The 23,746-nt window shown below is 54.2% G+C and carries 24 protein-coding genes and 1 other annotated feature; of the genes, 6 read left to right on the top strand and 18 right to left on the bottom strand.

The genetic code is table 11. The features are described 5' to 3' along the window. Positions 1 to 222 precede the first annotated feature (222 nt). Positions 223 to 1,515 (top strand): amidohydrolase, encoded by a 1,293-nt coding sequence (locus EDM54_RS19080; protein WP_122958636.1) that lies wholly within the window; start codon positions 223 to 225, stop codon positions 1,513 to 1,515. A gap of 202 nt (positions 1,516 to 1,717) precedes the next feature. Here EDM54_RS19080 and EDM54_RS19075 read toward each other — a convergent pair whose 3' ends face one another. Further along, positions 1,718 to 2,980: an MFS transporter gene (locus tag EDM54_RS19075; RefSeq protein WP_003388040.1), complete on the bottom strand. Its 1,263-nt coding sequence runs from the start codon at positions 2,978 to 2,980 to the stop codon at positions 1,718 to 1,720. A gap of 161 nt (positions 2,981 to 3,141) precedes the next feature. Here EDM54_RS19075 and EDM54_RS19070 point away from each other — a divergent pair, with 161 nt between their 5' ends. After that, positions 3,142 to 3,921, top strand: coding sequence for a MerR family transcriptional regulator (locus tag EDM54_RS19070; protein WP_122958664.1), 780 nt, complete (start codon positions 3,142 to 3,144; stop codon positions 3,919 to 3,921). A gap of 131 nt (positions 3,922 to 4,052) precedes the next feature. Here EDM54_RS19070 and EDM54_RS19065 read toward each other — a convergent pair whose 3' ends face one another. Beyond that, positions 4,053 to 4,511, bottom strand: a complete 459-nt coding sequence (locus EDM54_RS19065; protein ID WP_003388042.1) for a TspO/MBR family protein — start codon at positions 4,509 to 4,511, stop codon at positions 4,053 to 4,055. A gap of 86 nt (positions 4,512 to 4,597) precedes the next feature. Further along, positions 4,598 to 5,329 (bottom strand): ankyrin repeat domain-containing protein, encoded by a 732-nt coding sequence (locus tag EDM54_RS19060; protein ID WP_227277591.1) that lies wholly within the window; start codon positions 5,327 to 5,329, stop codon positions 4,598 to 4,600. 122 nt (positions 5,330 to 5,451) lie between these two features. Between EDM54_RS19060 and EDM54_RS19055 the strand changes: the two genes are divergently transcribed. After that, positions 5,452 to 6,321, top strand: a complete 870-nt coding sequence (locus EDM54_RS19055; RefSeq protein WP_122958635.1) for a LysR family transcriptional regulator — start codon at positions 5,452 to 5,454, stop codon at positions 6,319 to 6,321. A 4-nt stretch (positions 6,322 to 6,325) separates the two neighbouring features. Here EDM54_RS19055 and EDM54_RS19050 read toward each other — a convergent pair whose 3' ends face one another. From EDM54_RS19050 to EDM54_RS19035, 4 genes are all read right to left on the bottom strand, one after another. Further along, entirely contained in the window at positions 6,326 to 7,018 is a 693-nt protein-coding gene (locus EDM54_RS19050) for a metal-dependent hydrolase (RefSeq protein WP_031932216.1), read from the bottom strand. 106 nt (positions 7,019 to 7,124) lie between these two features. Then, a complete protein-coding gene (locus EDM54_RS19045) occupies positions 7,125 to 7,760 on the bottom strand; it encodes a cyclase family protein (protein ID WP_039071193.1) in 636 nt (211 codons plus the stop codon). A gap of 223 nt (positions 7,761 to 7,983) precedes the next feature. Next, positions 7,984 to 8,196: a hypothetical protein gene (locus EDM54_RS19040; RefSeq protein WP_039071194.1), complete on the bottom strand. Its 213-nt coding sequence runs from the start codon at positions 8,194 to 8,196 to the stop codon at positions 7,984 to 7,986. 150 nt (positions 8,197 to 8,346) lie between these two features. Further along, on the bottom strand, positions 8,347 to 9,180 hold the full coding sequence (locus EDM54_RS19035) for a sugar nucleotide-binding protein (protein WP_122958634.1): 834 nt from the start codon (positions 9,178 to 9,180) through the stop codon (positions 8,347 to 8,349). 157 nt (positions 9,181 to 9,337) lie between these two features. On the opposite strand from EDM54_RS19035, the gene EDM54_RS19030 reads away from it, so the two are divergent. Further along, positions 9,338 to 10,012: a MerR family transcriptional regulator gene (locus tag EDM54_RS19030; RefSeq protein WP_003388050.1), complete on the top strand. Its 675-nt coding sequence runs from the start codon at positions 9,338 to 9,340 to the stop codon at positions 10,010 to 10,012. 131 nt (positions 10,013 to 10,143) lie between these two features. Here the strand turns inward: EDM54_RS19030 and EDM54_RS19025 are convergent, their stop codons facing one another. The 10 genes from EDM54_RS19025 to EDM54_RS18980 all read right to left on the bottom strand — a co-directional run bounded on the left by EDM54_RS19025 (position 10,144) and on the right by EDM54_RS18980 (position 19,036). Continuing rightward, entirely contained in the window at positions 10,144 to 11,619 is a 1,476-nt protein-coding gene (locus tag EDM54_RS19025; RefSeq protein ID WP_003388051.1) for a sodium:solute symporter family protein, read from the bottom strand. Beyond that, positions 11,620 to 11,817: a DUF3311 domain-containing protein gene (locus EDM54_RS19020; RefSeq protein WP_003388052.1), complete on the bottom strand. Its 198-nt coding sequence runs from the start codon at positions 11,815 to 11,817 to the stop codon at positions 11,620 to 11,622. A 76-nt stretch (positions 11,818 to 11,893) separates the two neighbouring features. After that, positions 11,894 to 13,075 carry a M20 family metallopeptidase gene (locus EDM54_RS19015; protein WP_003388053.1) on the bottom strand — a complete coding sequence of 394 codons (1,182 nt, stop codon included), beginning with the start codon at positions 13,073 to 13,075 and terminating at the stop codon, positions 11,894 to 11,896. Positions 13,076 to 13,109: 34 nt separating this feature from the next. After that, positions 13,110 to 14,339 (bottom strand): Zn-dependent hydrolase, encoded by a 1,230-nt coding sequence (locus EDM54_RS19010; RefSeq protein ID WP_024983146.1) that lies wholly within the window; start codon positions 14,337 to 14,339, stop codon positions 13,110 to 13,112. Between the two features lie 314 nt (positions 14,340 to 14,653). Beyond that, positions 14,654 to 15,448 carry a CPBP family intramembrane glutamic endopeptidase gene (locus EDM54_RS19005; protein WP_031932214.1) on the bottom strand — a complete coding sequence of 265 codons (795 nt, stop codon included), beginning with the start codon at positions 15,446 to 15,448 and terminating at the stop codon, positions 14,654 to 14,656. Next, positions 15,445 to 16,092, bottom strand: coding sequence for an SdpI family protein (locus EDM54_RS19000; RefSeq protein ID WP_003388056.1), 648 nt, complete (start codon positions 16,090 to 16,092; stop codon positions 15,445 to 15,447). Before EDM54_RS19000 ends, EDM54_RS19005 begins: the two co-directional genes overlap by 4 nt. Positions 16,093 to 16,097: 5 nt before the next feature. Beyond that, complete coding sequence (locus EDM54_RS18995; RefSeq protein WP_003388057.1) at positions 16,098 to 16,373, bottom strand: autorepressor SdpR family transcription factor; 276 nt, start codon at positions 16,371 to 16,373, stop codon at positions 16,098 to 16,100. 144 nt (positions 16,374 to 16,517) lie between these two features. Next, positions 16,518 to 16,988, bottom strand: coding sequence for a hypothetical protein (locus EDM54_RS18990; protein ID WP_122958633.1), 471 nt, complete (start codon positions 16,986 to 16,988; stop codon positions 16,518 to 16,520). Between the two features lie 72 nt (positions 16,989 to 17,060). Next, positions 17,061 to 18,359 (bottom strand): helix-turn-helix domain-containing protein, encoded by a 1,299-nt coding sequence (locus EDM54_RS18985; RefSeq protein WP_003388059.1) that lies wholly within the window; start codon positions 18,357 to 18,359, stop codon positions 17,061 to 17,063. 128 nt (positions 18,360 to 18,487) lie between these two features. Continuing rightward, entirely contained in the window at positions 18,488 to 19,036 is a 549-nt protein-coding gene (locus EDM54_RS18980) for an HXXEE domain-containing protein (protein ID WP_003388061.1), read from the bottom strand. A gap of 142 nt (positions 19,037 to 19,178) precedes the next feature. Continuing rightward, positions 19,179 to 19,441 (top strand) — a binding site (T-box leader). 59 nt (positions 19,442 to 19,500) lie between these two features. Here EDM54_RS18980 and trpS point away from each other — a divergent pair. Next, positions 19,501 to 20,487 (top strand): tryptophan--tRNA ligase, encoded by a 987-nt coding sequence (gene trpS / locus EDM54_RS18975; protein ID WP_003388062.1) that lies wholly within the window; start codon positions 19,501 to 19,503, stop codon positions 20,485 to 20,487. A gap of 299 nt (positions 20,488 to 20,786) precedes the next feature. Then, the gene (locus EDM54_RS18970) at positions 20,787 to 22,499 is read left to right on the top strand and encodes a glycoside hydrolase family protein (RefSeq protein WP_122958632.1); all 1,713 of its coding nucleotides are present in this window, start codon (positions 20,787 to 20,789) and stop codon (positions 22,497 to 22,499) included. 332 nt (positions 22,500 to 22,831) lie between these two features. On the opposite strand, the gene EDM54_RS18965 is transcribed toward EDM54_RS18970, so the two are convergent. Beyond that, positions 22,832 to 23,668 (bottom strand): helix-turn-helix transcriptional regulator, encoded by an 837-nt coding sequence (locus EDM54_RS18965; protein WP_031932209.1) that lies wholly within the window; start codon positions 23,666 to 23,668, stop codon positions 22,832 to 22,834. Positions 23,669 to 23,746 lie beyond the last annotated feature (78 nt).

The raw sequence follows: 23,746 nt of genomic DNA, 5'->3' as shown, positions 1-23,746 counted from the left end.
TTTGCTTCCTCTTACTTTTGCTTTTCCGCTCCTTTCCTCCTGGTTTGCTCCCGTTTTTTTCCTGGTTTGCTCCTGGTTTATTCCTGCTTTGTCCCTATTTGTCCCTGCTTTATCCCAGCCGGCTAACCCGGCGCAAAAACCCGATTTTTCCGATACTCTTGACCTTTCCGCCGCGTCAACCCTTACACTTGAGCTCGCAGAATGGACGAAGGAGGAAATGGAATGAAACGTATCTTGATTAAAGAAGGCACCATTTTGAGCATGAAGGAAGGCGAGCAGGCCTTTACCGGCGATCTGCTGATTGAAGGGGATAAAATCGCGATGGTGGCCCCGATGATCGACCAACCCGCGGATCAAGTGATCAGCGCCAAAGGCATGGCAGTCATGCCCGGTCTGGTCAATGCCCACAATCACGGGGCGATGTCGCTTCTGCGCGGCTTTTCCGACGATCTGAAGCTGATGGATTGGCTGGACAAAAAAATGCTTCCGGCCGAAGCGAGGATGACGGAGGAAGACGTCTATTGGGGGACGAAGCTGGCGATCGCGGAAATGATCCGCTCGGGCACCACCACGTTTGCCGACATGTACGTCTGCATGGATGCTGTAGCGAATGCGGTCGTGGAAAGCGGCATGCGGGCCTCGCTCACTCGCGGGCTGGTGTTCCTGCAGGATGACGGAGGCAGGAGAATGCGGGAAGGAATCGATCTGGTGGAAAAATGGTCTGGTGCCGGTGATGGCCGCATCACCACCATGTTCGGTCCGCATGCCCCCTATACCTGCCCTCCTGAACCTTTGCGCGAGGTAATTGCGCTTGCGCGTCAGCGGCGCATCCCGCTTCACATCCACCTCGCGGAAACCAAGGAGGAGACCGTGAAGATTCGGGAAAATTACGGCGAGACCCCTACCGAATACCTCTACCATCTCGGCATGTTCGAGCATACGCACGTCCTGTTGGCCCACGCCGTCCATCTCACCCGCAAGGATATCGGGTATTTGCGCGGCATGCGCGGCGGTGTCGCCCACAATCCGGTGAGCAACCTCAAGCTTGGCTGCGGCATCGCGCCAGTCATGGAGTTCAAGCGGCAAGGCATCACGGTCGGGATGGGCACAGACGGGGCGGGCAGCGCCACGACACTCGACATGTTCGCCGAGATCAAGGCGGCCACCTGGATGCAAAAGCTCGACTACGGCGATCCGACTCAGCTTTCGGCAGAGGAAGCGCTCCGCATGGCGACGATTGAGAGCGCCAAGCTGCTCGGCATCGACCATGAGGTTGGGACGCTGGAAGCGGGGAAAAAGGCCGACCTGATCCTGATCGACTTGAATCAGCCGCACCTGCAGCCCATTCACAATCTGTTTTCACTAGTTGCCTACAGCGTCAATGGCTCAGACGTCGACACCGTTATCGTAAACGGACAAATTCTGATGAGACAGCACCAACTGACGACCCTCTCCTGGGAGGAGATTCAGCGGGAAGCCGCCAGTCGGGCTGCCCGGTTGGTAGAAGGGCTGTAGGGGAAAACGAGAGAACGAAACAATGCCGTCCTGTCGCGGGACGGCTTTTTTCATTTATGATGGCGGTATTAATATATGGCCTCACCCTTTTCCTCTCTCCCGACGGTACCGGCTCGGGCCATGCTATTCTCGATATCCCGTTTTTTGGTTTTGCTTTTGCACGGACGTTTGTTTGACTCCGATGATCTGCTTGTTCCCGTCGTTATTCTCGGGATCGGCATGGTGCTGAAGCTGCTCGTCCATCTTCTCTATTTGCAGTGGCAGGCCTCGCTTTGCAAAACGGCAAAACGATCAGTGCTGCCAACAGAAAGCATATCCCTGCCGCGCCATAGATGAGTTCCAGCGGGAGCGTCCTGGCTGCTATGCCGGATACGCTCATCATCACTACCATCGAACCGGTCATCAGCGGCGTCCGAATGCCGGTAACCCGGCCGATGTATGCTTGTTCGGTGTGCATCATGACCAGAGCGTTGTTCCCGATGAAAATGGCAGGTTGCAGAAGCGCGATCAAAAACTGGGCCGCCATCGTCAGCCATAATACAGTAGACAAGCCAGACAGGATGATGCCAGCCGCATTCACAGCCAGCCCAAGCATGAGAAATCGCTGAGGCGCTATCTTGGCGGCCAAGCGAAAGGTCAACAGCCCTCCGATGATTTCGCCGACACCGTATGGGATTGTCATCCATTGCAAATCCTGTGCGGACAAACCCAGTCTTTCCGTGACGAGAAAGATTCCGAGCGGAGATATCAAACCGACGCCGAGTCCAACTGCCAAGAAGCACAGGTTTAAGGAGACGAGAACTTTTTTCGCCGCGACGTAACGGATACCGTCCACCATGTCTTGCATCACCGATGTCTGCATGCCCCTCTCGCCAGCGCCAGCCTGGTTGTCAGGCGGGATAAAAACCATCGCACACGCCGAGAAAAGAAAGGCTATCCCCGTCAGCAGGATAGAAAGGTAGATTCCGAGAGCTTGATACGCGATTGTGCCGAGAATCGGCCCGAGAACCATAAAGATGGAAAATACGGTTTGCAATAGCGACATGCCAGCCTGGGCCTGTTCGGCCGGCACGTGCAGCTTGAACAGCTTCATCCCGGCAGGCTGCGTGATTTGCGATAGGACAGCGGAGCCGCATGTCGCAAAAAACACAGCCGCCCACATCCCTGATTCGAGTGCAAGCAGCACGACGCCAACTGAAAGGGCGCTTGCCAGTTCAGACCAAATGATCGTCTTTTTCGGACGCCACCGATCCGCCAGCACCCCGCCAATCAACGAAAAAAGAAAGATGGGCGCGTATTCGGCAACCGAGATCATGGATACGGCAAAAGCGTCTCCGCCGGTTCTCTCCATGACATAAAAGAGGATGGCGAAATTTCGTATCCATATTCCGAGCTGGGAAAACACGTTTGCGATGAGGACCATCCGTATAAACGGGTTGCGCTGCAGCATTCCGAAAGTCGGCATGTTCATATTCCTCCCCTTGCTGCCATCTGGCAGGTGAATGTCGCATTCACTCTACCTCCTCCTGCAGCAGGAGAGTCAAACGTTTTTTTCCGTATTCAGAATGTCTTGACTCTGACCTAGGAGGAGCCTTTACGCTATGAACAGAGAGGAGTGGGATGAAAATGCTCTACACGGTAAAAGAAATCGCCGCGCTGTCAAACGTAACGGTAAAGACTTTGCATCACTATCACTCCATCGGCCTGCTGCTGCCATGTGAGATTAGCGAAGCGGGGTACCGCCTGTATGGAACAAAAGAGCTGGAGCGTCTGCAGCATATTTTGTTTTACAAGGAGCTTGATTTCCCGCTGGAAAAAATCATGCAACTGCTCGAAGGCGCCCCTGATCGGCTGTCCATTCTGGCCAGTCAGAAGGAGCTTCTGCTCGCCCGCAAGCAACGGCTGGAAAGAGTCATTCAAACGCTGGACGAATCGATTTCACATGCCGAGAACGGTGAACAGATGAATCAGGCAGAGATGTTCAAGGGGTTTTGTGACGAAGAGGAGTGGATGGAGGCACTGGCCGAACAAAAACGGTATTTGGAGGAGACCTATGATTTTTCTCTTCCTTCCATCGACTCGTCCGAGGTCCCGGCGATGAACCAAATGGCGCGGGAAGCGAAGCGATTTACGGATGGAATGGCGGATTTTCTGGCGAAGGGCGTCAAATTTGACGATGAGAGTGTACACAGGCTGATTTCCGAGCATATCGCCTTCTTGAATCAGAGCGGACATGCGACCAGCGCTGACGATTTTGCGGCACGAACGCGCTTTTTCCTGGATGACGACTTTCACCGAAAGATGCTTGAGGAACAGCAGACAGGTCTTGCTTACTATTTATCCACTGCTGCGGAATCATTTGCAGCCAAGGAAAAAAGTGGGACTGAAGCGAAAAAGTACGACTGAAGCGAAAAAGTACGACTGAAGCGAAAAAGTACGACTGAAGCGAAAAAACCGCCGCAACCACTGATCGTTGCGGCGGTTTTCCATGCTTCCAAGCATCCATGCAATATTCAAACAAGGTGAGAAACATCCACCTATCGATTGAGCAAAAAGACCCCCCAAGACAGATACACCGTGTACAATGCCCACAGCAAATAGGGGATGAGCAGATAGGCCGCCGCCCGCTTGCGGGGCCGGATCATTTTGATCAGCAGCCAGGTGGAATAAGCGACAAGCACGGTGTCTGCCGCCGCTGGCAAGAGCAGATGCTTCTCTACGAAAAGCCAGGTAAACACCTGAACGACTGCCCAGTTGATAAAAAACAGCAGCAGGGTTTCTCCATCCATTTGCCGGCTTCTGGCCAATTGGACAATCGATAACGATATAAGTGCATATAAGATTCCCCACACGACGGGAAAGACGCTGGCGGGTGGAGTGCCTGGCGGTTTGGCAAGCGCCTCGTACCAGGCCCCACCCTCCGGATAAAGAAAGCCTGCCCATGAGTATATCGCATAGAGGGCGAAAAACAACAGCGCGGAGGTACCGATTTTCACCGCACATCCCATCCTTTGACATCTGATCTTCTTGCCATAGTTTATGAGACGTGCCTTCGTTTCATCACGATTTGTCCAACGGGATTTTAACGTCCTCCGGCTTTGATCAGCATCTCTTCGATTTCGCGGTATCCGCGCTTTTTCGCATGGGCAAGCGGCGTTACCCCGTCCTTGTCGGGAATATTCACGTCGGCTCCGTGATCGATCAGCAGCTGCACGATCTGCTGATGGGCCTCTCCTCCGTCGCTGAGCACGATCGCTTCCATCAGCGCTGTCCAGCCCAGATTGTTCACGTGATTGACATCTACACCAGAGCGGGCGAGCAGCTCCTGTACAACTTCTACATGCCCTCTTTCCGACGCAGGGATCAGAGCTGTCCCGCCGTATCTGTTGGTGAGCTTCGGATCGGCACCCGCATCAATGGCCAGCTTGACGATATCCAGAAGTCCCTCTGCCCCCGCATACAAAAACACGTTATCCAGGCGGTTGTCCCGGATATGAATATCGGCCCCGGCTTCGATGAGCGCTTTGACCGTTTCCGCGTGATTGCCATGCGTAGCTGCCAGCACCGCCGTCCGTCCTTTTTCATCCGCAGCATTGATGTCCGCACCTTTTTTGAGCAGCTCCAGCACCGCAGCCGTTTCCCCTTTTTCCGCCGCCTTGATGAGCTCCTGGCCCATATTTTCCTGCACCACTGTTTGTCCACTCTCCTTTGCTCTATTCTGTGCATCCTGCAGAACTTCCCCTGTGCTTGCAGGCTCCCCGCAGCCTGCCAGAATCAAAAAAGAAGAAAAGAAAGTCACAGCCAGACGGATCACGAATCCTTCCCTCCCTTTGCTCATTCGCTTCCTTAATGCTATCATGGCAATTGATATACGAAAAATATTACTTTCATTATAAATAATTACTTTTCCCATATATTATTGAAGGGGGAGTCTCGGTGGATATCAAACAGCTTCGCTACTTTATCGCCATTGCAGAGGAGAAACAAATTTCTGCGGCTGCCAAGCGGCTTCATCTCGCGCAGCCGCCGCTTAGCCAGCAGTTGATCAATTTGGAGAAAGAGCTGGGCGTCGCCCTGGTCGTCAGGCACGCCAGAGGTCTGGAGCTGACAGAGGCGGGACGCATCCTGTACAAGCACGCCGTCAAAATTGCCAGCCTTGTGGAAGAGTCGGAGATCGAGGTAAAAGAGGTAGGCGAGGGCACGAAAGGGACACTCAGTATCGGTGTCAACACGCTCTCTTCCGAGCTATTGCCCATACTGTTGAAGCGGTTTCAGGAAAGCTATCCCCACGTAACGTACAAAATCCAGCAGAATGAATCCGATCAGCTTCTGAAAATGGTAAAAGAAAAAGCCATTGAGCTGGCGATCATCAGGCTGCCGCTTGAACTCAATGACTTTTCGATCCTGCATCTAAAGACGGAACCGCTGCGCTTCGCCAGCTCCACTCGCATTCCCGGCTCATCCGCGACAATCACCTACGAGCAGATTTGCCATCATCCGTTGTTGTTGCCCAGCATCGAAGGACTCGGCGTGTACCACTTGATCCTCGAGGAATTCTCCCGGCGCCGATTGGAGCCTGTCATCCTCGGCGAATGCTCGGATATCGCGGTCCTCTTGCAATTGGTTTCTTCCGGCTTTGGGGCGACGATCGTACCGGAAGTCGTTCTCAGGATGCACCCCGGGCATGATCTGCAGGTGTTCGAGATTGCGGATGCGACGCTCGCCGCTTCATCCGGCGTCATTTGGCTGAAGGACTATTACTTGTCAAAGGCGGCACAGAACTTCCTCGATCTTTTGAGAAAGTAACGCCTTACAGACGTGTCGACTCTCCCGGCTTCAGCGCGGCCCCGTCGATTCCTTTTTCTTTCAGGCTTTCGACAAATGCCTTCCCGTCCTGCTTGATCGGCGGGAACGTATCATAGTGCATCGGCACGACGAACTTGGCTCCTACCCACTCGGCCGCGGTTTTGGCATCCTCCGGTCCCATCGTGAACACATCCCCGATCGGAAGGAAAGCTGCGTCGATGTCGTGGCGCTCGCCGAGGAGCTTCATATCTCCAAACAGTCCGGTATCGCCCGCATGATAAACCGTCTTTCCGCCCATCGTGACGATAAAGCCGCCCGGCATTCCCAAATAAACGATACGCGTATCTTCTTCAAAAACCATGCCCGAGCTGTGGAAGGCTTGGGTCATTTTTACTGTACCGAACGGAAAGGAAGCGGAGCCTCCTAGGTTTAACGCCATCGTCTTGGCACCTTGCCATCCCAGGTAGTTGGCCAGTTCAAACGTAGCGATGATGGTAGCGTCATTTTGCTTCGCCAATTCTACGGCGTCCAAAATGTGATCCTGGTGTCCGTGCGTCAAGAGAATGTACTGAACCCGAATATCGGACAGCTTCGTGGCAGCAAGCGGGTTTCCGGTGATGAACGGATCGATGATGATTGAATGTCCTTCGCTGGTCAGTTGGATACAAGAATGACCGTGATACTGGATTTCCAACATGTGCATTCCCTTCCTTCTTCGCAATCTACTATTCATTCCTGATGATAGGTGGGAATGTCAGCCATGTCAAATCAGTTGGCGCATGTTGTTTCAAACATTTGAATAATCAGTCAAACAGAACCGCAAAGGCTCTCGTAAAAGCGCCGTCGCTCCCTTTAATCTTGAGCGGCGCAGCCGCGAAGAAGACGCGCTTGCGGTCAATTTGCTCCAGGTTTTTCAGGTTTTCCACGATCCCCAGCTTGTTGCCGAGAAAAATGTGGTGAGCGGGGAAGTTTTCAGTCTCGATCGGGTCGGGAGAGATGAAGTCGAGCCCGACTGCCCGAACTCCGCGCTCCACCAGCTCCTTGGCCAGTTCTTCTCCGAAGTAAGGGTAGTCGGTTTCGTAAGCATCCGTCCCCCACTGCTTGCTGAGGCCCGTACGGAACAAAACGATGTCTCCCGGGCGAATGTCCGCGCCTTCCAGAACAGCCGGACTCATTTCCCGCTGTCCGTCGAGGTGGACGTCCACGATCACAGCTTCGCCGACAAAACGCTCCAGCGGGATTGCCTCGATGGTCTCGCCATTTTGAATAAAATGGGCTGGTGCATCGCAATGCGTTCCAACGTGAACGACTGCGTGAAAGTCGGTCACCTGAAACCCGTCCGACTCTACTTGAGAAACCTGCTTGAACTCAGCAACCGGCTGACCCGGGTACTGGGGCATTCCTGACTCGAGCACTTGCGAAAGATCGATAATGCGCATGAGACCCTCCATTTTCCCAACTTTACAAGTCGGAATAGTATGTGTTTTGCTAATATTATCCAATCCCAAAAGCGCTATCGCAAGTGTTTTTTCTGCCCTCCGCGTATGTTTTTGCTCTTCCGTCCGATTATGTAAAAGGCTGCGAGAGCCGACAGCCAGTCCGTTCCTTCACGGCTTTCGCAGCCAGTCCGTTCCTTGCCGGCTTGCGTTTGACACTACCGGCTTACGAGAGGAGATTGTCTTTGTGATGGGGATCCTTCAATTCGACGAGCGCGATGATTTTCGAGTCCCGAATGACAACGCGCTTGCCTTCATTGTCCCGCAGAATCAAGGTAGAGTTTTTCACATCCACCAGTTTGCCGACGAAGGTGCCATTCACTGTATCGACCTTCACTTTTTCCCCTTCGAGCTTTTTGGCCTGATCACGAAATGCCATGGTTGATCCCTCCTTTACCTGCATCCTATGTACATGCAACGCCATTCAACCAAAGCAAACGTGGATTTTTCTCCAAAATGTGCAGCCACCCTTTGGCAATGATCCCGGGTGACATTTGGCCGTTTACTCTGCCTTGCTGGACGTTCGGCACTATACAGAACGAAAGGACGTATGCAAGCTGCGGCAGGCCAATGATGTATCCAGCCTGAGGTCGAGCTTGATCCCTTTGTTTGCCGCGTCTTCCCTACTTATTTGGTCTTCTTCTACCAGGGCCGGGTCGTATCCAAAGCGAAGCGCTGTCTTCTGTGCAAAGGTGTAATAGCTCTCAAAGCTGCTCGGTCCCACATGCAAAGTGCCCGTCCACTCGCTTCCGGCCAGCTCCAGCAAAGCGTCCGCGAGATCCTCCACGTGGATAAACGTGCGAAGGACATTGCTGCTGCGGACAACCCGCTCCCCTTTTTCCCATGCCTCTGTCAACTGGCGCACGCGATTGTCCCAGCGCCCGTCCGCATCCGGCCCGTAAATGGGACCTGATCTGACGATAGCATGATCCAAATGGCCGCTCCTCACCATCTCCTCGCCGGCAAGCTTGGCATTGCAATAAGCCGCCAAGCTGCTGTCCCTGTTCCAGAAGGAAGGAGCGTCCCGTTCCTGGTACGGTCCTTGAGCCCCTTCAAAAACGCCATCAGTCGACACGAACAGCAGCCTTGTCGCTGGCGAAATATGGGAGAGAACTCCGGACAGCCCCTTCTGAATCAGGGCAGTTTCGTTCTCTCCGCTCATCACTGCCCATATCACCACATCAGGATTCGCTTGCCGGAGCAGCTCTGCACAGGCGCTTTCTTCCCTCAAATCTACCTGACTGTACTGCGCATGGAGGTTTTGAAAGCACGTCCCCGTCACTTCCCATCCTTGCTTTTTTCCGTTTTCAACGATCTTGGAACCAAGATAACCGCTCGCACCGAGGATCAATAGTCGTGACATGAATCCTTTCGTTCCTCTCTTTATGGGTTATGGGACGAACCCTGATAGAATTTGTCGTACGTTTGCAAACAGGAGTTTACTTAGTGTCAGCGAAGTGTACAAGCATAATCATTTCACAATGTTCGGAATACTTTTGTCAGAACGGGAGGGAAGTCATATGAAGAACGTGATCGAACTGGTTGCCAAGGAGAAAACCTACTCCGGACGTGAACTGGCCGAAATTCTCGGAGTCGGAGCCAGCACGCTGCGAAAGTGGAGCATGCTCCTGGAGCAGCAGGGGTACCGGTTTTTGCGGGACAGTCAAAACCGCCGGGAATACAGACAGTCGGATGTCGACGCACTGCGCTCGTTTTATCAGTTGACAAAGGAAAACCTGATGCCGCTCGAGGAAGCGGCGCGGACCGTAGCCGGACGCACTTCCTTTCAACAGACCAAGCGGGAAACTGCCGCTTCGCTCAGCCTTGTTCCCCCGGTCGTGCCCTCTGCCGGCTCTGCACCTTTCCCGTCAAACCATTCGGCTGCACTGTCTGCGAGCACATCCGCTGCTTTGGCTCTTCGGACCAGCGCCCATGTCGATCGGCTGGAAGAGAAAATCCACTCTCTCGCCCAGCATGTACAGCATCAGGATGCAGTTCAGATGGAGCTGATGGAACGCTTGGAAAAGCAGGAAGCGTACATCCGCAATAGTCTGAAGGAACGCGACCGCCGCTTGATGAAAGCCATGAGCGACATCATCGAAGCCAAGCAGCAATTGGCCCAGCTCCGCGACGAGCAGCGAAAAAAATCGATCTGGCACCGCTTGTTTCGGACACAGTATGATTCGTCGCTTTGAATCGAAAACCTCTTGCTGTTTTTGTCCCTCCGTATCGCTGCCGACCCGCATAGAAACAGGGCCGCTCCGATTGTACAGTCATCTCCAATCGGAACAGCCCTGTTTTGTTGTTTGTCTCGGAAAACCAGTGCCTACGCTGCGTTGATAGTCTCGTCGTTTGCCCTCGCGCTGCCTTTTGTAGCGAGGCTCACAACCGTCGTCACTGCAAGATTGACGACCAGTGCGATAATGCCGACGTTCAGATCTTGAATGGACTGCGGCAGGAATGGGAAGAGGGTGCCGATCGTGATGCCGCTGATCGTGACGATCGCAACCGTTGCCACACCGGCGATGATACCGGCTGCCGCTCCCTGCTTGCTGACAAAATTGCGTTTGGACAGGCTGAACAGAAGCGCAGGGAAGAGCTGGGTAACGAGACTGTAGCCCATCAGCAGCAGGGTGACGAGTGTATCTCCGCCCTTGAATGTAAAGTAAAGCGAGATGAGCGCGACTACAGGCACCAGATAACGGGCCAGCTTGGATACCTGTTCGTCCGTCGTCTTCGGTGCGAATACCTTGTACACGTTTTTCGCAATCAGCGTCGACGAGGACATCAGAATCATCGACCCCGGCACGATCGCTGTCAACAGCCCCGCCGCGCCGATCACCCCGACAAACCAGGGATCGAAGGTTTGGATAGACAGGCGCAAGAGTGACATGTCGCCATCCGCCCCTTCCAGTCCGGGCACCTGCAGGATCGCGGCAAACCCTACGAAGAAGACGAACAGCAGCACCAACTGGTAAAGCGGCATGACGATCGCGTTTTTCCGGAAGACCTTCTCATTTTGAGCAGAGTAGACCGAACCGAAAGTATGAGGCCACATATAGAAACCAAGCGCTGTCAGCAGAACAGTAGAGACAAACCAGGACGGACTGAGGCCTTTTTCCGGCAGAGCGACAAATCCTGGCTTGGCCGCTTCGACAGCCTGAAACATTTCGGTGATGCCGCCATAGTAGTGGAACGGCAGATAGAGACCGAGGAACACAACCACAAACAGAATCATGATGTCTTTGACCACAGCGGTCCACGCCGAGCCGTGGATTCCGGAGATCATCACGTATACCGTGACAGCCATGGTCCCGATCCAGATCGCCGCCGTGTTTGAGATGCTTCCGTAAGAAGCCTCTGCCACGATCAGCCCCAGGCCTTTTAGCTGGAGGACCAGATACGGGATGAGCGCCACTACCCCGACGATTGAGACGAGGACACCCAGGTACGGGCTTTTATACTTGCTGACAAAGAAGTCGGACTGCGACATCAGCTTGTTCTCTTTTGCGTAGCGCCAGATGGCGGGCAGCAGCCAGTACGACATGATATAGGCGAGACAGCCATAGCCGAGAATGTAGAAGGTCGGCCCGCCTTTGCCATATGCCCAGCCGCTGCCGCCCAGGAACGTAAAGGTGGTGTAAATCTCGCCCGCCATCAGCAGGAATACAAATATCGTTCCGAAGCCGCGTCCCCCGACGGTCCACTGCTCCAGGTTCATATCCTTGCCGCGTTTTGCCTGAATCCCGAGAAAGAGAGACAATGCCAGGAATCCGAAAATGATCATCAACGCTGCATTCATCTAGGAGTCACCTCTCTTGTTCGCCGGGTCCAGCTTGTAGATGATCGCCATAATGACAGAGGTCAGGACGACCCAGAGGACGATCCAAAACAGAAGGAAGGGCAGTCCGAGCACGTAAGGCTCTACTTTATTGACAAATCCGATGCAACCGAGTATTCCGATAAACGGCAGCAAGGCTAATAGATGAATCAGTTTCATGGGCAGCAGATCCCCCTTTGTCTGTCGATTCCTGCGATTTGCAACCGTTCGGAATCTTCGGTTTTTTCATGCAAATCTATGCCATGACGATTTTATGGGCGGCATTGACGAAGATCTTCACGCCTACCTCCAGCGCATCTTCATCTACCGTGAAGCGCGGGTGATGGTGCGGATAGACGATGCCCTTCTGCTGGTTGCCTGCGCCTACGTAGAAGAAGCAGCCCGGAGCTTTTTGCTGGAATGCCGAAAAGTCCTCTCCCCCCATGTTCGGCTTCATGTGGTCGATCCATTCCTCTCCCAGCGTCTCCGTGACGATGCTCTCCATCAGACGGGTCACTTCCTCGTCATTGATCACAGGACGATAGCCGTATTCGTATTTGAATTCATAGGTGGCTCCGTGGGCCTCGGTAATTCCTTTGACGACGCGTTCCATCAGAGCCGGAACGGAATCGCGAAGCTTTTGGTCAAAGCTGCGAACAGTGCCGCAAATGCTGACCGATCCCGGGATGACATTGTGTGTCGTTCCGCCGATAAACTGGGTGACGGAAATGACCAGATTGTCCAGCGGATCGGTATTGCGAGAGACGATGTGCTGCAGGTTGGTGACCACCTGTGCCGCTATGGCAATGCTGTCGACCGTCTGATGCGGCAGTGCTGCGTGCCCTCCCTTGCCGGTGATGGTAATGTAGAAGGTATCCGGTGCGGCCATCATCGGACCTGGGCAAATCCCCACTTTGCCAAATTCCATTGGCGCCCACAGATGGGTCCCGATGACCATGTCCACGCCGTCCATGACCCCTGCCTGCACCATTTCCTCCGCCCCGCCGGGGAAAAGCTCCTCCGCGTGCTGGAACAGGAAGCGGACCTCGCCTTTGATCCGGTCTTTCATCCCTGAGAGAATTTTCGCCGTGCCGAGCAGCATCGCCGTATGTCCGTCGTGACCGCAAGCATGCATCACGCCGGGATTCGTGGAGACAAACGCAAAGGTGTTTTCCTCCGTGATCGGCAGGGCATCCATGTCGGCCCGCATCGCCAGAACACGCCCGGGCTGTGAACCGATCAGCCGCGCCATCACGCTTGTCTTGGTCGGTCTGGTCACGTCCAGGTTGCCGAACGAAACGAGCGTGTCGTAGACGAACTGGGCCGTTTTTTCCTCGTGAAACGAAAGCTCCGGATTTTGGTGCAAATAACGCCTCCACGCGATTACCTGCTCCTTGAGCTGTTCCGCTTCTTGATTGAGTGTCGCTGTCGTCGTCATTCAAATACGCCTCCCTAATGAAATTCGTGCTTTCCTACGCCTTCCCGGCGAGTGAGAGAACCGTGCGGTACAGCACATTGGCTCCGTCTGCACAGTCTTCCTTGGTGGTATATTCAGCCGGATTGTGGCTGATGCCCTTTTGGGAACGGGCAAAGATCATGCCAACCGGACAGAGGCCGGTCAACTGCATGCAATCATGTCCGGCACCGCTCGGCATCGTAAACGGTTCAAAGCCAAGCGACTCGCACGCGTCTTTGGCAGCCTGCTGAATTTCTTCGGAGCAGATGACCGGCGGTATGCGCTGCAACAGTTCGATCGCGAGCTGAATGCCTCGCTTTTCGCATATTTGCTTGGCAACTCTGACAATTTCGGCTTCGACGCGGTCAAGTACCGCCTGATCCACATCGCGAAGGTCCAGCGAAAACTCCACTTTTCCCGGGATGATGTTCACGCCGCCGGGATATGCCTGCAGCTGTCCTACCGTACCGACGGCTGTTCCCGTTTTGCCCGCCTCCTGCTCGATCGCCAGCATGATTTCTGCTGCCGCCGCCAGCGGATCGCGGCGAAGCGTCATCGGTGTGGCTCCCGCGTGCCCGGCTTCCCCCTCGAGGATGAACTTCACCCACAAAGGACCGGCTACACCGCTTACCACCCCGACCGACAGATTGCGGCTCTCCAGCACCTTGCCCTGCTCGATATGCAGCTCGACGTACGCCTTTACGCTCCCCTTCGGACGAGCGGCTTTGCCGATCGCATCGGGATCCAAACCGTTCTGTCTCATCGCCTCGGCAATCGAGATGCCGTCCTTGTCGCAATGCTCCAGCTCGCTTCTTTCCAATAGACCGGCGATGCCGCGGCTTCCGATCATGCCGTAGCTGAAACGGGTCCCCTCTTCATCGGTAAAGGCGATCACTTCGATGGGATGTTCGGTGGCGATGCCTTGCTCGTTCATCGCGTGCAGGATTTCCACGCCAGCCAAAACGCCAAGCGGACCGTCGAAGTTTCCGCCGTTGAACACAGAATCGATGTGCGAACCGACCAGGACGACAGGCGCTTCCGGATTGCCGCCTTCTTTTCTGCCGATCAAATTGCCTACCTCGTCCTCCCGTACGGCAAGCCCCGCCTCAAGCATAAAACCGCGAACGAGATCTTTTGCAGCTCTCTCTTCGGGTGTAAAAGAAAGTCTGGTAATGCCGCCCGACTCTTGTTTGCCGATGTCACTCAAACGCATTAACCGATCCCACAGCCTGTCCGGATTGATCATACGCTTTCACCCCTTTTTCTTTACGCAATTAACGGTTGATTTACGGTTGTGTCCATAATTGTATAATAGTCTGTCAATTTTGAAAAGAGGGAAATATTTTGGGGATTATTGGAAGTCCTTTCCGGTGTTGCGTGTTCTTCCTGGCGACCGAGGAAAAAGCGGTCCTCTTGATTTCAGTCGTGGTTTAAAAAAACGGTCAATCAGGCCTTGGTGAAGGAGATGAAAACGGCTGAGGAAGAAAAACGGTTTGGACATAGTAAAAAAAGAGCCGGGACTGCTCTTCACGAGCGCTCCCAGCCCTTCCGCAGGCAAAATCATCCTAGAGCAGCAAGCACAAGCGCCACAAGTGTCATCACGACATGTGCCGCCGCGTGGGCGACCATGGCTGCTTCCAGGCTATGCTTCCAAAACAGCCAGCCGAAAAGAATTCCGCCCACGGCATTCAGCAGGATGGTACGGATGATCAGCATAGGCGTAAGCGGAGCGAGGACGGCCACCGCTCCCAGATGTCCGATGCCAAACAGCAGAGCGCTTATGACAATAGCGGTGACCATAACCGCAGCTCCCGGAATCTCTCTCCCCCGCTGGAACAGGCGCCAGCCGAGCCACGCCAGGAGCGACATCATGCCCCAGCGCAGCAGCAATTCTTCCGTAATGCCTCCGTACAGCATGGCGCTGATGGTAAAGGAGAGATCCCGCGGAGGCGCCCCGCCCGCAAGGCTTGCGGGCAGCCACGGCTGAAAGAAAATGTCGAGCAGAGGCAAAATGACCGCTGCCGCGATGCCAAAAACGATGGCAGCAGGCATCTGCGGACGCAATCGGCTCCAAAACGGCTCGCCTTTCGTCGCCTTGTCGGCGACAAGCGATGTCAGCCCGACCCGTGGAGCCAGCCATGTTCCCACAGCAACCGAGATCGCCAGCAGGATCAGAGGCTGCAGCATGGACAGAGCGGCCAGCACCGCTACCGGCATGTCAGGCAATCCGGGCACATTTTGAAGCTGCCTGACAGATGTGGGAACGAGTGCAATCACGCCGATCAGTCCGGCAACAAACAGGGGCACATATGCTTTGCCGTATGAGGGGTAGCCGTGCATGCTTCCACTTTTCATCCCTTCGTCCCCTCCAGCCTGCGATACGCCATGTAAGAGTAAATGACCGGTACCCCGACGGACAAGCCGATCACGACCAGCAGCGGCCAGCTCGCGTCACGCATGGCAGGGAGGAATGCCGACAAGATCGCAAACAGTCCCGCAATTACCCAGAGCGGCCCCGACATCCGGTGGGTTTTGCGCCACACCTCTTCGCTCGCCAGTGTCCATGGCGTTTTGATTCCAATGAAATAATTGCTTCTCACCTGCGGCAGATAGTTTCCGATCACGAGCCAGAGGACCCCGATGATCAGGTTGGCAAATACGTCCGCGCCTATCGCCCGCATCCCGAGGTTATAAGCCAGCAGATGGCTGAAGGCTGCACTCAAAATCAGGACGGTGAGCAGCCGGATGATGCCGTACGCTTTCTCGAATTTCTCGTAATTTTGCTTCTTCGGGTCAATTTTGCGGGTATATGCAACGATTGCAAAAATCACGATGCTGATCAGAATGTAGGTCAAAAAGAACGTTCCTTTGCTTTGAAAACCGTCCGGCTCCCCGCCCGGCCCAAAGTGGATGACCATCTGTTCGGGCAAGTCCTTGTACGTAAACAATCCGATGAGGATGGGTACCAACAGGATCATGATACTGACCGCTTGATTCATGCCTTTCACTCCTTCTCAGGTTTCCGGTCCCCAATAATCTCCAAAAACCAGCCCATGACATCCTGCACAACTGTCGTATTCAAGGAGTACACGATGTTCTGCCCCTGCCGCTCATCCAAAATCAGCTTCGCCTGTTTCAATGAACTGAGATGATGGGAGATGCTGGGCTTTGTCATGGCAAAGTGATCGGCGATTTCGCCTGCTGTCATATCTCTCTCCTTCAACAGCCGGATGATTTGTCGGCGCGTAGGGTCAGCCAGCGCTTTAAAGGTATCATTCACAAAACCACGACCTTTTTGGGAACATAAAATCTTGGTTATTAGACATTTAGACAATCATCTAAATATCTAATTTAAAAGTATGCCATTTCTCGGCTGTTGTCAATCGCTGTTTTGTTCCTCCAGGAAATGGCATCTGTTTTTTGTTTAAGAGATTGGCGCGCTCTGCTTCGCATCCTTCCGTTCCGCTTTCCGAAAACACCCGATAAGTATATAGCCGAAAACGATCCCGCAGATCGCCGGGAAAGTCGAACCGCCGCAGCCCAGTACGGTGGAAGCAAATGGCAAATTGCTTCCGACAGGAGAAAAATACAGCCAGATAAAAAGCGAACCGTACAGAGACGGGACTCCGACAGCAATGAATTTCACCCAGTCAAAGCTCCAGGCCGCTGGCTGTCTGCAGGTGCGGACAAAGCCGGGTATCCCGAGCAATATCCCGATGATGACAGGAAAAAACGCAGAGTAGACAAGAAGCGGCATCGACTTAAATGTCACTCTGACCTGCTCCTGGAGAAGAACTTGCACACGCAGCATCTGCAAAATAAGAATGCCGCAGAAAATCGAATACGCCAAATAACTGACAAAACGCCGCCACTTGCTCCCCTTCCACGTGCCCACCCTCGTTCCCCCTTTCCTCTTTCCGCCGAAAGTCTCGTGAGGACCTGTTCGAAAACACGCTCAAACTCTCTCTCAAAGCTCGATCCGATACACCTTTCGCGGCCTTCCTCGCGGATGCGGACTCTCTTCACCGACGACGGTCGCAATACCCTTCGTCTCCAGCTCGATCAGGATGCGGCGGGCGCTGCGCGGCATGATCTGCATGTGCATGGCCAGCTCATGCGCGTTGATCTCGGCCGAGCCGCGCTTCTTCAAAATCGATTGAAGCTTGCTGAGCGTCTGTACGCTAAGCGACGTCTGCCGGCTGATCTCCTGGAGCTGGCCGGAAGCGCCGCTAAACGTAATTTGCTCGCTTTTCCCCAGAGGTCCGGCGATTCGCTTGTCGTCGAAGAACACCATCCAGGAGCCCGGTCCGCTCTCCTTGGCGTGGAGCAGCGCCGTTCCTGCGTGGATTTCCGCTTCGTAGGCCGTCTTGCCGATCCCGATGCCGCAGGTGACCATCTCGTCCTGGATGCCCGACAGCTCTTCCAGGCGGGGAGCCGCCACAAAGTCACGGGTAAAGTCTCTCAGGATGCCTCTTGTCGTAAAAATGACGTACCGGCCCGGCCCCGCAATCTTCAGGGAGCCTTGCAGCTGCTTTGCGTAGCGCAGCAGCTTTTCCGTCGATTTGATCTCCAGATTGTACAGCTCGTCTGTAGAAAATGTTCCGCTGGTCAAGCCTTTGAACGAATCGATCTCCATCATCTGGACGGCAATCTGCGTATCCTTGAACTGAAGCATTTCATAGGTCCGCAGCAGCATACTGAGGACGGCCTCTACGCCTGCGCGGGTCGGCAATACGCGGTAAACCGGCACCCCGCGTCTTTCCAGTTCCATCTGGGCTGTTCGCAGGCAAGTGACGGCCGCCTTCGTCTTGCCTTCCCGCCACAGCGTCTCGTGGTAGTCAGCCAGCTCGCTTGCATGAATCGCTCCCGCGTACGATTTCAGCCAGATTCGGGAAGTGGAAAGACCCGCCTCCTCCAGCAAACGCGAAAACTCGTCAGACGAAAACGTATCAAAGCTGAGCTCGCTGACAGTAATGCTTTTCTCGTGAGAAATATGGAGCAGTGTCCGGTACAGGCTGGCGCCGATATGCGGAACATAGGCCATCGGCGTCTTGATCCTGCCCCATTCCTTTACCATGGAATACGGCACCTGGCCGGAGAACAGCCACATGTCCGCCTGGCCCACATGAGGCTCGAGCAGGTCAAAAATTTCCTCTTCCGTCCAATAAACGATGGGAAGGCATTCGATCTCGGCATAGTCATTTACGACGGAACGGATGATATCCAGTGAATCATCGGCTCCCATGATCCCCAAACGCAGCTTCAAGTAAGCTCCCTCTTTCGTGCTGGCAGTCTTTTTATCCTTCCTCTTACCATAGCAAATTTGCGGCTGAGAGGGAATCAAGTCAAAGACCAATGAACAATAAACAATGGACAATGAATATTGATAATCGCTTATTGCTTCACCAGACGCTCGCCTAGCCAGTGAGCCGAGAACAAAACCGGGATGATCAAAAGGACAAACGGCAGGGTGGAAAACAACAGCTCCCAACTGACCGCTCCCGATGCCAGCAGGCGATAATAGGCGTACGAGGAGTACGGCAATATGACCACTACCGCCGTCACAACTCCGGGGGTATAGCTGCCAAGAAGGATCGACTGCCCCACATGGGTAAAGACATGCAGAAACATGACATGCACGCACACCAGGTAAAAGGGCAAATAAGCTCCGGTCGACAGCGTTGTCACTGCCAATACCGTAGCGCTGGAGATGACGAGAAAGATACAGGCCACTGCGGCAGCAAACTGCGCGGTATTCATCGACAGGGACGGCTCTAAAAAACGGGCTGCTTTGGGCGGAAGCACCTTGAGCACTCGTTCCCTGTTTCCGGCCAGCCATTTTTCTACCGTGATGATCTCCTCCAGATCGTGGCAAATAAAAGCGATCGGCAGCAGCCATAAAACAACGGATAGCTCCCATATGGAATCAAGCCACGCAATCATGTCCTTTCCCCCTTTACTTCCTTAAAACTAACTTTTGAGCTATATAACTTATGAGTTAGTTTTATACCTGATGAATCTTGCTGTCAATAATCCGGTTGATTTTTTTTTCAGTTGAGAGTAAAATAACTCCTCAAAGGATGACAACTCGGCGATGAGGAAGAAGAGTAGACATCACAGGAGACTTAAGAGAGCTGATGGTTGGTGCGAATCAGTGTCAAATGGATGTTGAATGGGCTTCCGAGCTCCAGACCGAACCCGGGCTTACCGGCAGTAGGCTCTGGCGTGAATAGTCCACACGTTACAACGGGCACCGTATCACTGGTACGGGTAAAGAGATTCCACGCAAGCACGGTCTGTGTTTGCCCGGAATAACAAGGGTGGCACCACGGTTCATTCGTCCCTATTCGGACGAATGGACCTTTTTTATTTTTCGTTCCCATTTTGGAAAGGAGAGAAATGTTGACATGAAAACGATTTTTTCCGGCATTCAGCCCAGCGGTATCCTCACGCTAGGCAACTATCTTGGAGCGATGAAGCACTTTGTGCCGCTTCAGGATGAATTCAACTGTTTTTACTGCATTGTCGATCAGCACGCGATCACCGTGCCGCAAGAGCCTGCCGTACTGAAGGACAATGTGCGCCGTCTGGCCGCGCTCTATTTGGCTGTCGGCCTGGACCCTGAGAAGGTCACCCTGTTTGTTCAATCCGAGGTTCCTGCTCATGCCAAGCTCGGCTGGATCATGCTCTGCACCTCCTACGTCGGAGAGCTGGAGCGCATGACACAATTCAAGGACAAAGCTTCGGGACGGGGCGAATCGATCCCGGGCGGCCTGTTGGCATATCCGCCGTTGATGGCAGCCGACATCCTCTTGTACAACACCGATTTTGTCCCTGTCGGCGAGGATCAAAAACAGCATCTGGAGCTGACCCGCGATCTGGCTGCCCGCTTCAACAACCGCTACGGCGAAGTCTTCAAAATTCCGGACATTCGGGTGGCCGAGGTCGGCGCTCGCATCATGTCGCTGCAGGACGGCACCAAAAAGATGAGCAAGTCCGACCCCAACCAGGGCGGCTTCATCTCGATGCTGGACGATCCCGACACCATCGTCAAAAAGGTGAAACGGGCGCAAACGGATTCCGAAGGCTCGATCCGCTTCGACAAAGAGAACAAACCGGCAATTTCCAACCTCTTGACCATCTACTCCCTCTGCTCCGGCAAATCGATTCAGGAGCTGGAAGCCATGTATGACGGCAAAGGATATGGAGCGTTCAAAACCGAACTGGCCGAAGTAGTGGTCGAAACACTGAAACCGATCCAGGATCGCTTCCACAAGCTGTTTGGTTCGCCGGAGCTGGACGATATTCTCACCGCTGGCGCCAAAAAAGCGGCAGATGTGGCAAACGAGATGCTGTACAAGGCAGAGAAAGCGATGGGCATGGCCCGTCTGTAATAGACCATTTTCCGTATACGACAACCGGATTGAATCATTCAGATACAGGGCTGCCCCTCTTTTCCTTCGCCGTGACTGCTGTCGCGGCGATCCGGGAGGGTCGGCCCTGTTTTTTTGTTCCGTCTGCTCTTTGGGTTCTTTTTCACAAGAAACTAGTCTTTTCTGTGCTTGTGAGCCATTGCCTCCCTGTACTACGATGGTAAAAATTTGTTGCCGAGACTCTTATTCGTTTCGGCCGACACGGCAAGAACTTCACCTGATGACAGCCTACTACGCATTTTTGATGGAGGAACAAAATGATGAGACAGTCCCGGTTTTTGTACGTGCTTCTCTGTGTAGCAGCGAGTATTCTCTTCGGCTTTTCCTCTCCCGACAAAACCAAAAAAGCGACGTGGATTTGGCAGGCAGAGCTGATCGATGCCAAGCGGCAGGACATTCTCGGATTTGCCAAGCAAAACGGCATCAACACGATCTATCTTCGCATCGAAAGGCAAAAGCCGTTCGACTACTATCGCCCGTTTCTGCAAGAGGCGCATGCAGCCGGTATCGAAGTGCACGCCTTGGGAGGACACCCCGCCTGGGCTCTTGCCAGCCACCGCGGACGCATGCTGGACCTGCTGGATTGGGTATCGCGCTACAACAGCGAGGCCGACGCCAAAGAACGAATCGATGGGGTGCACCTCGACATCGAGCCCTACCTCCTGCCCGAGTGGAACACCGATCAAGCAGAGGTGCTGAAGCAGTGGACGGCCAACATGAAAGCTTTCGTCGAGCAAGCCCGGAACGATCCGGCGCTGGAAGTAAGCACAGATCTCGCCGTTTGGTTCGACAACATCCCTGTACCCGGGGTTGCGGACACCACTCTTAGCGAATGGATGATCGATACATTCGACCACGTTACCTTGATGGCTTATCGAGACAGTGTGGATGGACCCAACGGGATCGAGGCGCTGGTCTCAGATGAGCTTGGCATAGCGGATCGGCTCGGAAAACAGGTTCTCGTCGCGGTAAACGTAAAGGAGATGCCCAGCCAGCGGCACACTTCCTTTTACGAAGAAGGGCCTGAGGTCATGGAGCGGCAGCTAGACCTGGTGGAGAAACGACTGAGCAAGCACCCTTCTTTTGCCGGAACAGCCGTTCATGATTACCGCTACTGGCAGAGTCTGAACCAGACAGAAACACCGCCTATCCAGCCGCTGCCTCACGACAAGCCTTTGCTCGGTACATACGTGTGGCATGCGGATGTAGCCATTACCCAAGCGGATGAAATCGTTTCCTTTGCCAAACAGGAAGGCATCAACCTGTTGTATGTCCGGCTCGATCTGGAGCAGCCTTTCGAGGCATACCGCGAACTGGCAGGAAAAGCGGCAGCGGCGGGTATCGAAGTCCACGCGATGGGCGGCCACCCGGTATGGGCGCTGGAGGCAAACAGGGAACGAATGCTGAGGCTGGTCCGCTACGTAAAAGCGTACAACAGGAGTGCCGCACCCGAAGAGCAGTTCCGCGGCATTCATCTGGACATCGAGCCGTACGTCCTCCCCCTTTGGCGGGAAGATCCGGAGGGCGTATTGAAGCAGTGGATGAGCAATATCGAAGCGTTCGTGTCCGAAAGCAAGGAAGGCGGCGGCAGCCTCGTGACCAGCAGCGACCTTGCAGTCTGGCTGGACCGCTTTCACGTGCCAGGCGATCCCGACACGTCTTTCAGCAAATGGATGATTGAGCAGCACGACCACATCACGCTGATGGCTTTCCGCGACCACGCCGAGGGTGCAGGAGGGATTGCCGCCATTGTCCAGGATGAGCTGCGGTTTGCCAATGAACTCGGCAAGGAGATGATCATCGCTGTGGAGATGAAGGAAAGCCATGAGGGGAATTATGTCTCTTTCCACGAGGAGGGAAAAGCGGAAATGCGGCGGCAGCTAGACATGCTTCCCGGGCTTTTGGAGGAGCATTCTTCTTACAAGGGGAATGCGGTTCATGCTTATGAGTATTGGCAGAGAGCGAAAGAGTAGGCTTCTCAGTCGGGTTTAAAGAAATTTGCTTTAGCCGGGCTTTGAAGAAAAAGCGCTTGGATCGGGCTTTCGGGGAGGAGATGAAACGAAAGAGAAAACGCTCAGGGTACAGTGGGACACTTGCCGGGGGAGTGGACTGGCCGGCTCCACTCCAAAAGCGGAACGCGTCCAAAAGCAGCGATTTCTGGGGGTGTCTCAGAGGTTGGACGCTAAGTGCGTGTTCCGCTTTTTCCATTCCGCCTGGGTAGGTGTCCCAAAGACCTTTGCTTATTTCTCTTTCGTTTCATCTCTACAACTGCAGGTCTTTCACGGGCTTATTTAAAGTCCTCTAGTCAGATTGCACCGATGGCCTCTTGTCTGTTTCCGTCGTCTGGCAGACGCTCGGCCTCGTCCAAAAATCGCGTGATCAAAAGGGGCAAAGAGACGAGAACGGGTGGGTCATACGCCTTTGGCGGCCGCAGGAAAATCCGGGTGTCGCCAAAGAACTGCCCTTCTTTCACGCGAATGGCTCCCGCCGCTTTTCCGCGCAGATTGTTGCGGGGAAGGAAATACTCCATCAGCGGTTCATCCCAAGTGAACGCCGCCGCCAGCAGGTAGTAGGTCCCATCGGCAACCGGTGGCAGCCAAAAGGAGCCGGATTGAAACACCATCGTGCAGGCTTTTGGCGTACCCATGGGAATGGGCTTGGCGAAAAGCCCGATACAGATCAAGCCGTCAAAGCTGTCAGGGGCCCATACACTGCCGCTGATTCCGACCGAAGGCGATGGCGGACAAACGGCTTCTCTTTCGTTCTCGTAGTGCTTTCGTACACGCTCCTTGCAGACGTCCATATGCTGGCGGAATTTTTGCGGCGAGATGCCGACCAGCTTGGCAAAACGGGTGGAAAACGTGCCAAAGCTGCTGTACCCCACCCGCTGTCCGATTTCCGTAATGGGCAAATCGCTCGTCGCAAGGTATTCCTTGGCCCGGTCAATCCGGAGGGCAGCCAAAAACTGACGGGGCGGGACGCCGGTGACCGATCTGAACATGCGGTCGAAATGGAAGGGGCTGTACATCGCGATTTTCGCCAGCTTGTTCAGAGTCGTGGAGGAATCATCCATTTGATTTTGCATGGCGCCGATGACTTGTGTAACCGTTTCGGTGTGTGATTCATTGTGATGATCCGTCACTTGGTTTCCGCCTCCATTTTCCCATGTTCCAGTATAATCGTTTCTCTCCCATTTCTATCACACTCCGCAAAAATTGTC

Origin of the sequence: Brevibacillus borstelensis (assembly GCF_003710865.1) — a bacterium.
Taxonomy (GTDB): Bacteria; Bacillota; Bacilli; order Brevibacillales; family Brevibacillaceae; genus Brevibacillus; species Brevibacillus borstelensis.
Note: the sequence above shows the minus strand (reverse complement) of the source record. Positions and strands in the feature narration are given on the sequence as shown.

Bases quoted from the DNA above. Each gene is read 5' to 3' on its own strand.
- EDM54_RS19080 (WP_122958636.1), top strand. From the start codon at position 223: ATGAAACGTATCTTGATTAAAGAAGGCACCATTTTGAGCATGAAGGAA.
- EDM54_RS19075 (WP_003388040.1), bottom strand. From the start codon at position 2,980: ATGCCGACTTTCGGAATGCTGCAGCGCAACCCGTTTATACGGATGGTC.
- EDM54_RS19070 (WP_122958664.1), top strand. From the start codon at position 3,142: ATGCTCTACACGGTAAAAGAAATCGCCGCGCTGTCAAACGTAACGGTA.
- EDM54_RS19050 (WP_031932216.1), bottom strand. From the start codon at position 7,018: ATGTTGGAAATCCAGTATCACGGTCATTCTTGTATCCAACTGACCAGC.
- EDM54_RS19045 (WP_039071193.1), bottom strand. From the start codon at position 7,760: ATGCGCATTATCGATCTTTCGCAAGTGCTCGAGTCAGGAATGCCCCAG.
- EDM54_RS19040 (WP_039071194.1), bottom strand. From the start codon at position 8,196: ATGGCATTTCGTGATCAGGCCAAAAAGCTCGAAGGGGAAAAAGTGAAG.
- EDM54_RS19035 (WP_122958634.1), bottom strand. From the start codon at position 9,180: ATGTCACGACTATTGATCCTCGGTGCGAGCGGTTATCTTGGTTCCAAG.
- EDM54_RS19030 (WP_003388050.1), top strand. From the start codon at position 9,338: ATGAAGAACGTGATCGAACTGGTTGCCAAGGAGAAAACCTACTCCGGA.
- EDM54_RS19025 (WP_003388051.1), bottom strand. From the start codon at position 11,619: ATGAATGCAGCGTTGATGATCATTTTCGGATTCCTGGCATTGTCTCTC.
- EDM54_RS19020 (WP_003388052.1), bottom strand. From the start codon at position 11,817: ATGAAACTGATTCATCTATTAGCCTTGCTGCCGTTTATCGGAATACTC.
- EDM54_RS19015 (WP_003388053.1), bottom strand. From the start codon at position 13,075: ATGACGACGACAGCGACACTCAATCAAGAAGCGGAACAGCTCAAGGAG.
- EDM54_RS19010 (WP_024983146.1), bottom strand. From the start codon at position 14,339: ATGATCAATCCGGACAGGCTGTGGGATCGGTTAATGCGTTTGAGTGAC.
- EDM54_RS19005 (WP_031932214.1), bottom strand. From the start codon at position 15,448: ATGAAAAGTGGAAGCATGCACGGCTACCCCTCATACGGCAAAGCATAT.
- EDM54_RS19000 (WP_003388056.1), bottom strand. From the start codon at position 16,092: ATGAATCAAGCGGTCAGTATCATGATCCTGTTGGTACCCATCCTCATC.
- EDM54_RS18980 (WP_003388061.1), bottom strand. From the start codon at position 19,036: ATGATTGCGTGGCTTGATTCCATATGGGAGCTATCCGTTGTTTTATGG.
- trpS (WP_003388062.1), top strand. From the start codon at position 19,501: ATGAAAACGATTTTTTCCGGCATTCAGCCCAGCGGTATCCTCACGCTA.
- EDM54_RS18970 (WP_122958632.1), top strand. From the start codon at position 20,787: ATGAGACAGTCCCGGTTTTTGTACGTGCTTCTCTGTGTAGCAGCGAGT.